13 protein-coding genes are annotated in these 14,861 nt (G+C 52.0%); 6 read left to right on the top strand and 7 right to left on the bottom strand.

All coding sequences use genetic code 11. The features are described from left to right. Window positions 1-327 precede the first annotated feature (327 nt). Window positions 328-2,049, top strand: coding sequence for an AMP-binding protein (locus CX651_RS16880; RefSeq protein WP_101057048.1), 1,722 nt, complete (start codon window positions 328-330; stop codon window positions 2,047-2,049). Window positions 2,050-2,111: 62 nt separating this feature from the next. On the opposite strand, the gene CX651_RS16875 is transcribed toward CX651_RS16880, so the two are convergent. Next, on the bottom strand, window positions 2,112-3,101 hold the full coding sequence (locus CX651_RS16875; protein WP_101057046.1) for a cytochrome-c peroxidase: 990 nt from the start codon (window positions 3,099-3,101) through the stop codon (window positions 2,112-2,114). 345 nt (window positions 3,102-3,446) lie between these two features. On the opposite strand from CX651_RS16875, the gene CX651_RS16870 reads away from it, so the two are divergent. Genes CX651_RS16870 through CX651_RS16860 form a run of 3 tightly spaced genes read left to right on the top strand, consistent with a single transcriptional unit; the run spans window position 3,447 to window position 6,064 of the window. Beyond that, on the top strand, window positions 3,447-4,214 hold the full coding sequence (locus CX651_RS16870; protein WP_101057044.1) for a substrate-binding periplasmic protein: 768 nt from the start codon (window positions 3,447-3,449) through the stop codon (window positions 4,212-4,214). Window positions 4,215-4,266: 52 nt separating this feature from the next. After that, entirely contained in the window at window positions 4,267-5,295 is a 1,029-nt protein-coding gene (locus CX651_RS16865; protein ID WP_229839785.1) for a M14 family zinc carboxypeptidase, read from the top strand. Beyond that, the gene (locus tag CX651_RS16860; protein WP_157822696.1) at window positions 5,288-6,064 is read left to right on the top strand and encodes an alpha/beta fold hydrolase; all 777 of its coding nucleotides are present in this window, start codon (window positions 5,288-5,290) and stop codon (window positions 6,062-6,064) included. Before CX651_RS16865 ends, CX651_RS16860 begins: the two co-directional genes overlap by 8 nt. 65 nt (window positions 6,065-6,129) lie before the next feature. Here the strand turns inward: CX651_RS16860 and CX651_RS16855 are convergent, their stop codons facing one another. Further along, window positions 6,130-6,537: a YccF domain-containing protein gene (locus CX651_RS16855; protein ID WP_101057038.1), complete on the bottom strand. Its 408-nt coding sequence runs from the start codon at window positions 6,535-6,537 to the stop codon at window positions 6,130-6,132. A 348-nt stretch (window positions 6,538-6,885) separates the two neighbouring features. On the opposite strand from CX651_RS16855, the gene CX651_RS16850 reads away from it, so the two are divergent. Then, window positions 6,886-7,824, top strand: a complete 939-nt coding sequence (locus CX651_RS16850) for a 1-aminocyclopropane-1-carboxylate deaminase/D-cysteine desulfhydrase (RefSeq protein WP_101057066.1) — start codon at window positions 6,886-6,888, stop codon at window positions 7,822-7,824. 1 nt (window position 7,825) lies between these two features. Here CX651_RS16850 and CX651_RS16845 read toward each other — a convergent pair whose 3' ends face one another. Both CX651_RS16845 and CX651_RS16840 read right to left on the bottom strand, forming a co-directional pair. Next, the gene (locus CX651_RS16845; protein ID WP_101057036.1) at window positions 7,826-8,062 is read right to left on the bottom strand and encodes a hypothetical protein; all 237 of its coding nucleotides are present in this window, start codon (window positions 8,060-8,062) and stop codon (window positions 7,826-7,828) included. A gap of 330 nt (window positions 8,063-8,392) precedes the next feature. Further along, a complete protein-coding gene (locus tag CX651_RS16840) occupies window positions 8,393-8,566 on the bottom strand; it encodes a hypothetical protein (protein ID WP_100145745.1) in 174 nt (57 codons plus the stop codon). 498 nt (window positions 8,567-9,064) lie between these two features. On the opposite strand from CX651_RS16840, the gene CX651_RS16835 reads away from it, so the two are divergent. Further along, window positions 9,065-10,636 (top strand): mechanosensitive ion channel family protein, encoded by a 1,572-nt coding sequence (locus tag CX651_RS16835; RefSeq protein ID WP_189577799.1) that lies wholly within the window; start codon window positions 9,065-9,067, stop codon window positions 10,634-10,636. 85 nt (window positions 10,637-10,721) lie between these two features. Here CX651_RS16835 and ilvN read toward each other — a convergent pair whose 3' ends face one another. The 3 genes from ilvN to CX651_RS16820 form a co-directional block, all read right to left on the bottom strand. Beyond that, window positions 10,722-11,219, bottom strand: a complete 498-nt coding sequence (gene ilvN / locus CX651_RS16830; RefSeq protein ID WP_039033365.1) for an acetolactate synthase small subunit — start codon at window positions 11,217-11,219, stop codon at window positions 10,722-10,724. Further along, a complete protein-coding gene (locus CX651_RS16825; protein WP_101057034.1) occupies window positions 11,219-12,940 on the bottom strand; it encodes an acetolactate synthase 3 large subunit in 1,722 nt (573 codons plus the stop codon). Before CX651_RS16825 ends, ilvN begins: the two co-directional genes overlap by 1 nt. A 485-nt stretch (window positions 12,941-13,425) precedes the next feature. Then, on the bottom strand, window positions 13,426-14,658 hold the full coding sequence (locus tag CX651_RS16820) for a multidrug effflux MFS transporter (RefSeq protein ID WP_444544690.1): 1,233 nt from the start codon (window positions 14,656-14,658) through the stop codon (window positions 13,426-13,428). Window positions 14,659-14,861: the final 203 nt, after the last annotated feature.

Below are 14,861 nucleotides of genomic sequence, written 5' to 3'. Positions count from 1 at the left end.
ATCCCGCGGCTGATCTTATATCGTCCATTTTGCTGCCATGATCCCGTCATCGGCAGGCTTTTTATTAAGGGCTCCTTTGGTGGCCCTTATGGTTTTTGAGCCATTATTCTTTAGTCTAAAAGCCGGTTTCCTTGCTTGTTATTCCAATGCGCCATTCGTTAGAGTCGTTATGAACCCTGCGCCCAGGCCGCAGTGAAAGCCGATCATTGCCGCTGCTTTTGATACTTTTCAGATGCCGCCAATATGGCTTCACACTGTGAGGGGAGGGCCGCCGGCTCAGGGTGACAGACTCTTCCTATAACGATAAAACAACGCACGGAGGCTTAGATGTCTGCCAACAAGACAAGCAAGCAACTCAATGATTTACCTCTGTCACAGAGCCGTTATCTGGGGCACAGTAATACTCCCTTGATAGACAAGACCATAGGTCAGTATTTGCAGGATATCTGCAACCGCTATCCGGACAATACAGCTGTGGTGATGCATCATCAGCAATTGCGCTGGAGTTATGCGCGCTATCTTGAAGAGATAGATAAGTTGGCCACAGGCCTGCTGGCGTTGGGTATCGGCCCCGGGGACAGGGTCGGGATCTGGTCGCCTAATAATATCGAGTGGTGTCTGACTCAGTTTGCCACCGCCAGAATTGGCGCCATCATGGTGTGCATCAACCCGGCTTATCGCCCGGAAGAGCTGGAATATGCACTTACCAATGTGGGCTGTAAGGCTCTGATCACTCACGATAAGTTTAAGTCCAGCGATTACCTGGCGATGCTGAATGAGTTGGCGCCGGAACTCAGCGATGCCGAGCCTGGTAAGCTGGTGTCCAGTCGTCTGCCGGAACTGCGCTGCGTTATTCGCACCGGTAGTGACAAGACGCCGGGCATGCTGAATTTCCCCGAGGTATGTGCCATGGGCTCTGAGGCGGAATATGCCGATCTCAAAGGCATAGGTGAACGTTTATCGCCCCATGAGGCCATCAACATCCAGTTCACCTCAGGCACCACGGGTAACCCCAAAGGCGCCACTCTGACCCACCATAATATTCTCAACAACGGTATGCTGGTGGCCGACGCCATGGGCTTTGGCCCGGATGATAAGCTTTGTATTCCCGTGCCCCTGTATCACTGTTTCGGTATGGTGCTGGGGAATCTGGTCTGTCTGGCCAAAGGCGCCACGGCGGTATTCCCATCCGATGCCTTTGACCCTACTACTACCCTCAAGGTGGTTGAGCAGGAGCGCTGCACCGGATTGCATGGGGTGCCGACCATGTTTATCGCCGAATTGGAGCTGGCCAATTTCCAGGATTATGACCTCAGCAGCTTGCGCACCGGGGTGATGGCCGGGGCCACCTGTCCTGAGGAGTTGATGAAACGGGTGCATAAGCTAATGCATATGACGGAAGTCGTTATCGCCTACGGCCAAACGGAATGCAGCCCGATCAATAACATGACAGAGGTGGAATCTTCATTCGAGAAACAAGTCACTACCGTTGGCCGGGCACTACCCCATACCGAGGTGAAGATCATTGATGAATTCGGTGAGATTGTGCCTGTAGGTCAGCCGGGTGAAGTGTGTAGCCGAGGTTATTGTGTGATGCAGGGTTACTGGAACGATCCGGCCAAAACCCAAGCCACCATAGATAAAGAAGGCTGGCTGCATTCGGGCGATCTCGGAGTGATGGACAGCGAAGGATATGTGCAGATAGTCGGTCGCATCAAGGACATGATTATCCGAGGTGGAGAGAACATCTATCCGCGGGAGATTGAAGAGAAACTCTACACCCATAGTGAAATTCAAGACGCTGCAGTATTCGGGGTACAGAGTGAAAAATACGGTGAAGAGGTGTGCGCCTGGATTAAGATACGTCCCGGCAGTACTGTCACTGAAGATGAAATCCGTCATTTCCTGACCGAGAAGGTGGCTTATTTCAAGGTGCCGCGTTACATCAAGTTTGTTGAACAATACCCTATGACGGTCACAGGCAAAATCCAGAAGTTCCGCATGCGTGAGCTGATGTATGAAGAGCTGCACCGGGATATCAATGGTTGAGTTATTTAAACCGCAACAGTAAAAGAGAAGCGCCGCATTGCGGCGCTTCTTTATGGTATGAATTACTTGCCGAAAGGAATCGGCCTTGGAGTGTCCTTGTTGGATGGAGGCAGAATGGGCATTTCTACCTTGGGCTGTTCGCCGGTCAGCGACTTGAGGAAGGCCACCATCTCTAGGGTTTCTTTCTCGGTCAGCTTCTGACCCAACTGGATATCCGACATGGTGTTGACCGCCTCTTCCAGCTCCCAAACACTGCCGTCATGGAAGTAGGGGTAGGTGAGTTCAATGTTACGCAGTGTCGGCACCTTGAACACCATCTTGTCGGCTTCTTTACCCGTTACTGCCTTGCGGCCTTCAGCAGGGTTATCCGTGTGGAAAGGCTTGATAAGTCCCATTTTCATATACATGGTGCCACCGACCGCCGGACCATTGTGGCAAGCGACACAGCCCTTGTCCTTGAACAGCTGATAACCCGCTTTGGCTTCGGCGCTGATGGCATTTTTGTCGCCTTCCAAATACTTGTCAAAGGCGCTGTTGGGGGTCACCAGCGTCTTTTCAAAGGCGGCAATTGCATCTGTGATCCTGTCAATGTTGACCTCTTCAGAGCCGTAAACCTGCTTGAAGCGGGCGCGGTAAGCCGGCATGGAGGCAACGGTTTCGGACGCCAGTTCATGAGTAAAGCCCATCTCCTTGGGGTTGGCTATAGGACCTGCAGCCTGTTCCTTGAGATCTTTGGCGCGGCCATCCCAGAACTGTGCCAGCATATAATCGGCGTTCAATACGGTAGGTGAGTTGATAGGGCCTTCTTGCCAGGCATGACCGATAGAGGTTGGCAGGGCATCTACCCCTCCGATGGAAAGATTGTGACATGAATTACAGGAGATAAACCCGGACTTTGATAATCTGGGTTCGAAGTAAAGCATTTTTCCGAGTTCGACTTTTTCCGGCTCGGTGATTTTCACCGGCTTGATAATTTCGATAGGCTCAGCCGCCTGAGCCGCAGTCATCCCGAGGGCTGCAGTTACAGCCATGACCAGTGCTTGATATCTCATTGCTATCACCTCTAATAGACTTACTTTGTGTGTGGTTATTTACCCATCATAGTGATAGAAGAAGAGCTTTGACAGATGTTAATATCGATTGGCTCTATCGTTGATTTAGATAGATTTTTTGTGATGATTGCCGCGGTTTTAGCCTCTAGTTTTAGCTATCTTACCTAAATCGAACTTTTTCACATTTTCATCTCTCGTCACACTTTGGTTTAAAGTGTGCGGTAAGCTGTATTTTTGTGTGTCCGGCGCTGATTGAGACTGGTCGCTGCCAGACATCGACAAGCTATACTCTGTTAACTTCCGGAATGCTTATGGGGTTGGCCTTGGCAAGAATGGAGTGACATTATGGCAAAAACAGCTATCACCTTTTTCGGCCGTTCCGCGCTGTTCATACTCTTGTTGTTGTTACTTTATAGTGGCAGCCCTGTGGCTCGCGCTGATACCCTGCAGTTGAGCTCGCTTAATTGGCCTCCCTACAGTGGCCAAATGCTGCAACAGCAGGGAGCCTGTGTTGCCGTGGTCAAGGCAGCGCTTGCCGCCATGGGCCATGAACTTAAAGTCAATTTCTACCCCTGGAGTCGGGCGATAAAGTTGGCAGGCATGCCCGGCTCTCCCTATCTTGGTTATTTTCCCGAGTATTATCACCAAAGCGATAAGTTTATCTTTTCCAAGCCATTGGGCTTTAGTCAATTGGCCTTGGTGGAGCAAGTCCAGCGGCCCGTGAGCTGGCAACAGTTGCAGGATTTGCAGCGTTACAATCTCGGGGTGGTCAAGGATTATGTTAATACCGAGAGCCTGGATCGGGCCATGGACTCAGGCCGGCAACCCTTCGAGCTGGCCAATTCCGATGAACAAAATCTTCGCAAATTGGCAGCCGCCAGAATTGATGCCGTGGTGATCGATGCCAATGTTTATCGTTATCTGCTGCGGCAACAGGGGATGGAAGAGTTGGAGGGCAAGCTTAAACTTAATCGGCAATTGCTGGCCAGCAAAGGCTTGCTGGTGGCTTTTCGAAATTCCGAAGAGGGGCAACGTTGGCGGGATATTTTCGACCAGGGATTGGCCCGAATTGATGCCAAGAGCATATTGGAGCAACACTTAAAGTATCATTGAGTTGTCATCCAAAGCGGTTAAATTGAGCACTTTACCCCAGATGGACGGGTCTGTGACAGAAAGTGCCTATGAGCTTGAGCTGCTTGCCGAGCTGGAGCATAAATACCAACAACACTTGAATGCTCGGTCTTTGGCCCAAGTCGGCTTTGCCGATAAGACGCACGATGTGCGGGCGCTGGAGCTGGGAAACCCAAACGCCAGGGTGCCCACTGTGCTGTTCGTCGGCGGCGTTCATGGGGTGGAGCGTATCGGCAGCCAGGTGATACTGGCGCTTCTTGGCAGCCTGTTGACCCGCTGCAGTTGGGATAAACATCTGCAGCTGATGCTAACCCAGATACGGCTGGCGTTTGTACCTGTGTTGAATCCCATCGGCCTTATCCGGGGAACCCGCGCCAATGGCAATGGGGTCGATTTGATGCGCAATGCTCCCATAGATGCCCGCGGCTCAGTGACTTTTATGGTCGGCGGTCAACGGCTTTCCCGCCATCTTCCCTGGTATCGGGGCCGCAGCAATCAATTGGAAGTCGAGACCCGGGCGATAATTGACTACAGTAATGAACTTATGGCCCGCGGTAGCAGCTTGATTGTGCTTGATGCCCACTCAGGTTTTGGCCTGGTGGACCATATCTGGTTTCCCTTTGCCTGTAAGGATACGCCTTTTGCCCGCTTGGGGGAGGTGTATCATCTAAAGCAGTTGTTCGAAATGAGCTACCCCCATCATTGTCACTATCATATTGCGCCCCAAAGCCGCTTCTATCGCACCCACGGTGATATTTGGGATTATTTGGTCAGTTGTAACCCCAAAGTGCCTTTTCTGCCCTTAACGCTGGAAATGGGCTCCTGGGCCTGGGTCAAAAAGAACCCCAGACAATTGCTGCGTTTCTCCGGTTATTTCAATCCTCAAAAGCAGCACAGGCTGCAGCGAATTTTGCGGCGCCACTTTACCCTGATGCAGTTTTTGCTCGATGTGGGGTATGCTCAGGTACTGGAGCAACTGCCTGAACTTCATCGGCATCACCTGGATTATCAGGCACGAAACTTTTGGTATCCACAAGCGGCGGAGAAACCAAGTCATGACTGAGCAGCAAACCTGGGTGTTGATCCGCGGCTTGATGCGGGATAAACGTCATTGGCAAGCCTTTGCCGATAATCTCCTGGCGGCGGGGTTTAGGGTGGAGCTCATCGATCTGCCTGGAAATGGCGATAGGGTGTCGGATACCAGCCCCTGGGCTATTCAGGATTATGCCGACTTTGTTGCAGATGAACTGCTGCGACGCAAGGTGGGTAAATGCCGAATATTGGCTATCTCCATGGGCGCTATGGTGGCCATGGCACTTGCCGGGAAAAATGACGCTGAAGCCGGCTGCCAAAAGGAATTTCAGATTGAGGGGCTGTTATTGCTCAACAGCAGCGTCGCCGATCTTTCGCCTTGGTATCAGAGATTTCGGCTGCAAGCCCTGCTACACGCCCTGTGCTCCAGAGTCAAAGGCGAGGGCATTCAATGGCGCGAGGCGACGATTCTTGCGCTTACCAGCCTTGCCCATGCCAAAGACAAGCCTCTGTGCCGTCACTGGAGCCAACTGGCGCTTGAGGCCAAAACCACACTCGCCAATGGCCTGCGACAAATTGTTGCCTCGGCCCGCTTTCGCTCTCCAGCTAAGCTGTGGGTGCCGGCGACCATTGTTTATGGCTGTGATGACCGCCTGGTTTCGCCCAAGTGCAGCGTTCGCCTGGCAGGTAAATATCGGCAAAAGCCGGTTCCTTTTTGCCGCTGCGGCCATGATGTGGCGCTGGATAGGCCTGAGTTATTGTTGGAGTTGGTGCAGCGCTTGAGTCGACAAACGTCTTAGACTTGCTTGGGTAAAGCCGGAGCCCAGGTCGAAATCGAAGCAGATATCCGACCTGGGCTTTGTGATTAATGAGAGGCGACCACTGTCTTGCCTATGGGCGTTAAAGAGAGCAAGGCCAGTTTCAGGTGCTGAATGCCAAAAGGTATGCCTATGATGGTGACAAAGCAGGCCAGGGCGTGGGTCAGATGGCCTATCGCCAGCCAAATTCCGAACAGCAGGAACCAGATGATGTTGCCGACCATACCCAGGGCGCCGGTGCCTAAGTCTTCGCGGCCAGAGAGCCTTTCGCGGCTGATATGTTCTTGACCGAAGGGCCAGAATGCCAGTTCACCTATGACAAAGCAGGCGCGGCCGAATGGGATACCTATGATACTGATAAAACAGAGCAAGCCGACAAACCACCAGGCTAGTCCCATGACAAAGCCGCCAAGAATAAACCAGGCAATATTAAAAATAAGACGCAAAATAGCCATTGAGTGCTCCTTTAAATGGCGGATCAGCCGCACAGTTTTGCTGTAAAGCTTGGGGATATTTCGAGTAATAGCCAGAAGCGTGCCATAATTATAACCTGTTGAATAATATTGGATATTGCTATTTATGAGCCTAGGCGGATGGCGGCGATTGGTGATTTATACCAATAAGTAGCGATAATCATCACGGAGGGGAGCCGCAATGGATTAGCCTCCAAGCCATCACTTGGTTGGCATAAAGCCAACTGGTGCCTGTGAGGATTTGTGGCCTGAATCCTGTCCTCCTTGGCGGCAAACACATACAATAGCCATCCTTTGCACACCTTAGCCTTGAAATATATCGCCACTGCCATGTCTTTAGCCGATTTCAAACTGGATAAAACCCCGGTTCAAGCCTTTGAGTTTCGAGGCCATCAGCTGTTTATCAAGCGCGATGATCTGCTTCATCCCAGTTTCAGTGGTAATAAGGCGCGCAAGTTCCGTTATTTCCTCGACCACGACTTTCCCGGTATCAAGCGCCTGATAGGTTATGGCTCGGCCCAGGCCAACTCACTCTACTCTATGGCGGCGCTTGCCGAACTCAAAGGTTGGCAGCTGGACTTTTATGTGGATCACCTGCCGGAATGGTTGCAGCAGCAACCCCTGGGTAACTATCGCGCCGCGTTGGAATTGGGCGCACGGGTGATTGCCGTAAAGAATACGCCCAAGGCCGAGTTGATGACCGGCATGACCCTGGAGGACTTTGTCAGGGAGCATATTGTGCCTGAGTGTGAGCACAGCCTGTTTGTTCCCGAAGGGGGCCGCTGTAGTTATGCCGAATACGGCGTAGCTCAGTTGGGCGCCGAGATTTTACAGTGGCAGCAGCAACAGGCTATCGCTAATCTCAAACTGTTTCTGCCATCGGGGACTGGTACAACGGCACTGTTTCTACAGAAGTATTTTTGTGAGCAACAGGCTGATATTGAAGTGCTGACCTGCGCCGTGGTCGGCGGAGACAGTTACCTCAAGACCCAGTTGCTTGAGTTATCGCCCGATGAGGCATTGCATCCAACTATTGTTACACCCGAGCGTAAGTATCATTTTGGCAAGTGTTACCCCGAGTTTTACCAACTTTGGCAAGAGCTGGAGCAAAGCGGTATCCGCTTTGAGCTTTTGTACGATCCGCTCGGCTGGCAAGTGTTGCTCGACTTCTTGCGACGTGAGGGCCGCAGCCAGGTATTGTATCTGCATCAGGGGGGGCTCCTTGGCAATGAGTCCATGCTTCCCAGATACAGGCGTAAATACGGCTGATTCAGACCAGCTGGTTACGCTTGAGGATCTTATGAGTGCGCTCAGCCAAGCGTTGCAAGGATTTGAGATCGGCAAGCCCAGGCACCTCGTCATCGAGACGGGATTCCCAAAAGCATACCTCGGTGTCCAACATCTCCAGCATTTTCTTGGAGCAACCCAGGCATTTCCCGCCGCATAGGCTGGCTTCCGGCAAATTTAGCGGAATACAGCGCCGGATCTCGTTCAGCAATGAGCGCATCGCTTCCGTGGTATTTGGTTTAATGGAGCCGGGTTTAGTCGCTCTGCTTTTAGTGGCTGTGGTTTCAGTAGCAGTGATGGATTGATTCAAGACAACACCGACAGATAAGTTTGTTAAGCATCAGCTTAATTCAAGTGGAAGGCTTGGATAATGATCTGGCGCTTGATTTACCTGTTTATCGCCATTTGGTCAGGCTGCTTCCCGGGATCACGGGAAAAGGCCTTGACCAAATGTGATGTTCTACCCGATTGCTGCTGGATAACAGTCCAATCTGCCTGAGCGCTCGATACAGTGAGAGGATAGGGGTATCGAGTGGGTATTTCGACAGTCTTACTTATTGGCGCTCAGCAACCACTTCATAAACTTGAGGGTTTCTGTACGCTTTGAGAAGGTTTGCTTCTTCTTGCCTTTGCTGTCGGTAAAGGCGATTGAGTTTTTGTTGATGGAAATTGAATCTACAGGAAAACTTACTGCGATTTCATGTCCGTTTACTTTGTATGACATAGGCCACACTCCTTATTTTCTGTTAGCGCCGATATTGGCGTATACAATCTTAACTATAGAAAATCCTTAGCATTTATTGCGAAAGATGCGTTGGTTGACTATTGAATGTACCCAGTTTGTCAGCCTTTATCAAGCCCCCGACAGACTGAAGTGCAAAAAGACACTCCGGGTGTCAGTAGAACATCAGACCATCGCCGCAGCACAGAGTTCACCACAGCTGTGTGACATTTCAATTAAACTCAGGAATTGTTAACTGAACGGATTTACTTAAGCGGCCTGGAGCGAGATGGGGCGAGCTGAGGGTACCTTAATATCGCCGGCAATTATATCGACAGTTGGCTATAAGTCAAGCAGTATAAATACTGAGCCGATATATCCGGAACTACATGTTTCTGCTACTCTTTTTTGAAGGTGTCAATAGCTCCCTGGCGCACTCTGGCTTGAACACAGCTAGCGGATGGATTGGTACCTTATCTTATAGTGGCAAGGAGCGCGTTAATGAATAGAGTGTTGATTGGCATAGGGTTATTTATTCTGTTGCTCTGGCCAGGGTTGTGCCCGGCGGCCGAACCTGCACCGGAAACGCCAAGTGAGCAAAGTGCTGCAGCGGCTTATGAGTACCGTGACCCCTTGCTCAGGGATACCCCCAGAGGTGCCTTGCAGGGCTTTATGCAGTATGCCAGAGAAGGGGATTATCAAACCGCGGCCGAGTATCTGGATCTGCGCTTTCTTCCCGCCGGTATGACAGTGGAGCAGGGGCCGCTCTATGCCAGGCAGTTGCTGGCGATTATCGAGCGTAATCTCTGGCTCAACCCGCAAGAGCTGGATGATACCCCCGAGGGCAAAACTGACGACAAGCTGCCCGCCTACCGGGAGGGGTTTGCCCGTTTGGAAGCCGAAAAAAAGGCCTATCAGCTCCTGTTGCAGCGGGTGCCTAGCTCTGAATATGGCAGTCTGTGGAAGGTTTCCAATGCCACGGTTGCCAAGCTCCCAAAACTTTACCAGGCCCTGGGCTATGGCCCTGTGGTGGAGTGGTTTATCGAGCACATTCCTGAAGGACGCCTGTTTACCCTGAATCTGTGGGAATGGGCCATGATGCTGGCCTATCTGGCGCTGGCGTTCTTATTCGTGGTACCTGTGACCTGGTTGCTGCAATGGCCGCTTTCACGTTCATCACACCCGCTCAAGGCTGAATTGGGCGCCTTTATTCGTGGCCCTCTGCGATTCTTTGCCGCTGTGGCACTCGATAGAGCCATGCTTGCCAACAGTACCTTGAGTGGCGCTATGCAGGAGATAGTCAACACAGGCTTTTTCTTTATTCTGGCCACAGTTTGGTTGATATGGGCGCTGGTGGGACTGGCACAGAGCAGCCTCAGGGAGCGCTGGATAGCCAAGGGCAACAAACAGGCGGCCTCCTTGTTGCGCCCTCTTGGAAATTTTCTGCGGGTGGCCCTGCTGAGCTTGGCGACCTTATTATGGCTTGAGCATCTGGGTTTTAATGCTGGCACCATACTGGCCGGGATGGGTATCGGGGGGCTGGCAATCGCTTTGGCCTCGAAACAGTCGATAGAAAACCTGATTGGCACCATCACCCTCTATTCGGCCGCACCTATCAAGGTTGGCAATATCGGTAATTTCGGCGGCGTTCGCGGCACAGTGGAGGAGATAGGGCTACGCTGTACCCGCATCAGAACGCTGGATCGTTCTGTCATTCATATGCCCAACGCCAAGTTGGCCGAAATGGAGATAGAGAATATTTCAGAGCGGGAGAAAATCCGTTTTAAGACAGATATCCGTCTCGATTACAGCACTGATGCCAAACAGTTGCAGGCGATAATCAATGATATCAAAGCCTTGCTAAAGCAGCATGAGAAGGTGGATGAGTCACCGATGCGGGTCACCTTCAAGGGTTTTGGCAACGCCGGACTCGAGTTGAATGTACTGGCCTATGTCGGCACCACCAGTTTACCGGTTTATCAGGAAGTCGCCGAGGAGTTGCAGCTGGGGATCATGGCGATAGTCGCCGAGCACGGCAGTAAGATGGTACCTGTATGGCCGGTTTCACCTTAATGCTACTCAGATTCCGTATTGGTTCGGTTTGAAAATACCGCTCACGGTAAAGTGAACGGTATCAGCAGGGTCTTCAGTCCTGGATTCAAGCTCGCATCGCTTTTTCACCCCTGGCAAGGCCTACCACGCCGGAGCGGGACACTTCTACTACCTTGGTGACCTCGGTCAGCGCGGCAATAAAGGCGTCCAGTTTATCGCTGGTTCCCGCCATCTGTACTGTGTAGAGATTGGCGGTCACATCGACAATTTGGCCGCGGAAGATATCGGCGGTGCGTTTCACCTCTGCCCGCAATGCGCCACTGGCCTTGACCTTAACCAAGGCAAGTTCCCGCTCCACATGGGTGGATTCTGTGATGTTGGACACCTTGAGCACATCGATAAGCTTGTGCAGTTGCTTCTCTATCTGTTCCAGAATGCTTTCATCGGCCTCGACTGCGACTGTCAGCCGGGACAGGGTAGGGTCATCTGTGGGTGCCACCGTTAGGGTTTCAATGTTATAGCCACGTTGGGAGAAGAGACCGACAACTCTTGACAGGGCGCCGGGCTGGTTTTCCATCAATACAGATATGATTCGACGTCTCATCAGCTTTTCTCCGTCTTGCTCAGCCACATTTCATTCATAGCGCCACCGCGAATTTGCATCGGGTAGACGTGCTCGGTTTCATCGACACTGATATCCACAAACACCAGCCTGTCTTTCATGGCCAGGGCTTGTGCCAGTTTGCTCTCCAGCTCATCCAAATGGTCGATATTGATCCCCACATGGCCGTAGGCTTCGGCGATTTTGGCAAAATCAGGCACTGAGTCCATATAGGAATGGGAGTGGCGGCCGGAGTAGATCATGTCCTGCCACTGTTTCACCATCCCGAGGAAACGGTTGTTGAGATTGATGATTTTCACCGGCACATCATATTGCAGTGCGGTGGAAAGCTCTTGAATATTCATCTGAATCGAGCCGTCACCGGTGACGCACACGACGGTTTCATCCGGCATCGCCATCTTGACCCCCATGGCGGCCGGCAAGCCGAATCCCATGGTGCCCAGGCCGCCTGAGTTGATCCAGCGCCGCGGCTTGTCGAAAGGATAATAGAGGGCGGCAAACATCTGGTGCTGGCCAACATCCGAGGCCACATAGGCATCACCGTTTGTCAGGCGATAGAGGGTTTCTATCACTTGTTGGGGCTTGATCCGTTCGGCATTGCGCTGATAGTCGAGGCAGTTGCGGCTGCGCCAGGAGGCAATTTGCTGCCACCAGTGTTGCAGCGCCTCGTCATCCTGAGGCGTTACCTTATCTTCATCCAACAATTGCAGCATCTCGTTAAGCACCTTATCGGCCGAGCCCACAATCGGAATATCCACCTTGATGGTCTTGGAGATGGATGAAGGGTCGATATCTATGTGCAGTATGGTGGCATCCGGGCAATATTTGGCGACATTATTGGTGGTTCTGTCATCGAACCTCACCCCAATGCCGAAGATTAAGTCTGAATGGTGCATGGCCATATTGGCTTCGTACAGACCGTGCATCCCCAGCATACCCAGGTTGTTGTGATGAGAGCCGGGAAAGGCGCCCAGCCCCATAAGCGTATTGACCACAGGCAGTTTCAGTCGTTCGGCCAGTGTCAACAGCTGCTGGTGGCAGCCGGAGATAATGGCGCCGCCACCCACATACAGCACAGGTTTTTTGGCGGCCATCAAGGCCTGTAAACCCCTGCGGATCTGGCCCTTGTGACCCGAAAGCGTCGGGTTGTAGGAGCGCATCTTAATCTCTTCCGGGTATTGATATTCGTGCAGTATCGCCGGGTTGAGGCTGTCTTTGGGCAGATCCACTACCACAGGGCCTGGGCGGCCGCTGGCCGCGATATAGAAGGCTTTCTTAATAATGGTGGGAATTTCGGTGGGATCTGTCACCAAAAAGCTGTGTTTCACCACAGGGCGGGAGATCCCTATCATGTCGCATTCCTGAAAGGCATCATTGCCGATCAGGTTACTGGGCACCTGGCCCGAAAGCACCACCAGAGGGACTGAATCCATGTAGGCGGTGGCGATGCCGGTAATGGCATTGGTCGCTCCCGGGCCGGATGTCACCAACACCACACCGACCTTGCCCGTGGCTCTGGCGTAACCATCGGCCATGTGCACGGCCGCCTGTTCATGACGGACAAGAATATGTTCGATATCGGATTTTTGATGCAGGGCATCGTAGATGTCGAGAACTGAGCCACCCGGGTAGCCGAATATATGTTTTACGCCTTCGTCAATTAACGAACGCACTATCATGCTGGCGCCTGAAAGCATCTCCATTTGGTACTCCTTGATAAGATACCGTTACGGTAAACAGTAACTTTTACAGCGACGGTTATCGCTCTAATTCGGGCCGGAAGGGTAGTTCCGGCCAGCTGTCGACCCTGCCCTGGGGGCTCACTTCCCTGTAGGGAAGGGGTCTCTGTCACCAATGGACAGAATTTCATCATATTGGAAAGAGAGAAGTTTTCAAGCCCCTGGAAGCGGCTTTTTTATGAGCATGAATAAATTTCATTTTTGCCGCCGAAAAGCGGCCTTGATTGCGGTAGGTTTTTGCTAACGTGTTATTGATTAAATATTGAATTTATTGTGTTTTATTCTAAATTAAGGATCTTTTTAGACTTTGGTCTAAAGCGCCGCTAATTCCTGGTGTATGAACCCAGTCTTTGAAAATTGTGGTTCTTTGGGTTGCGGAAAGTCTACAAACGGCGCTTTTCGCTCAAGCGGTTTCAAACGCTTGAGCGTGATTTACCGCCAGCTTTATTTTAAGAGCCGGTACTGCGGCATTCTGGCATTGGGTGGCGACTGACAGCGAACTGGCACAGACCCACCAGTAGCACAGAGGCCAGCATCAGCGCGGCAAAGGGCACGGCAGTACCCGTGTAAAACAGCGCCAGCAGCGGTCCTGCCAGAGCACCAAAGCCAAACCTCAGGGTGCCGATAACCGCGGTGGCGGTGCCTGTTTCCTGCTGAAACTTCATCAGTACTATTGCATCGGCGTTAACCGACATTATCCCCAGGCATCCCATCAAGGGGATCAGCATGGCCACGGTAAAGTGGTAACTCAAGTCGAGCAGGTTCACCAGTAACAGCCCGGTAGCGGCAATACTACCGAGCATAGTGGCGGCAACCAACATGCGTCTTGAACCATAGCGACCAACAATGCGTGAGTTGATAATATTGGCCAGCATCAAGGCGCCTACGTTGGTACTGAATAGTATGGCAAACAGTGACTTATCCAAGTTAAATACCGACATATAGACAAACGGCGAGGCTGTCAGGTAGCAGAAAAAGGCGAATGAAGTCAGCACGCCGCTGCCAATATGCAGCTTAACCCCGGGCCGGGTAAAGACGGTGGCATAGGCGCCAAAGAATGACTTGCGGCTGCGCTCGGCGCCTTGCATATCCGATGGCAAACGCAGTTTCAGCAATACCAGCATGAGCAGCAGCAGGGCATAGAAGGCGAGAATAAAGAAAATCAGATGCCATTCACCCAGTTCCAGAATTAGGCTGCCTATGGATGGAGCCAGCAGCGGCGCCAGCATCATTATTAGGCTGACATAGGACATGCCCTTGGCCGTATTGTCACCATAGACCTCCTTGATATAGCCGGGGATCACCACGGTAGCGGCGGCGCCGATAAAGGCCTGGACAAATCTTAGACTTAAAAACATTTCTATCGTTTGCGACAGCGCCAATCCCAGGCTGACCAACATAAATCCCGATAGGCCAATGATCACCAAGGGACGACGACCGAAGCGATCGGCCAAAGGCCCAAAGGTAAGCATACCCAGAGAATACCCGGCCAGATACAGGCTCAGAGACTGCTGCACTGTAGTGATATCGGAATGGAAACTTTCGGCTATGGTGGCCATGGCCGGCAGATACATGTCGATAGCCAAAGGCGTTATCGCCACGATGGCCGACAGCATGGGAATAAGCAAGGCCAGATGCAGCCCTTGGGGCGTGCGCCTGGTTATCTGGGGTTGGGTATCCAATTTAACCTCATTATATTGGCCAAAAAGCATTGGATGCTTGGTCAGGAATGTGACTCATGCCACGAAATGTGGCTTGGGGTTCATGTTAAGCCGTGGCGACCAATAAGGGAAGGTGCAAATAAGTCCTCGTGGCACTCTGGCTTACACTGCAATTGGCATTCAAGGCATCTGACTGAAGGCATGCCGGGGCCTGTCGAAGTCGG

The sequence above is a fragment of the Shewanella chilikensis genome, from assembly GCF_002836945.1.
GTDB lineage: Bacteria > Pseudomonadota > Gammaproteobacteria > Enterobacterales > Shewanellaceae > Shewanella > Shewanella chilikensis.
Note: the sequence above shows the minus strand (reverse complement) of the source record. Positions and strands in the feature narration are given on the sequence as shown.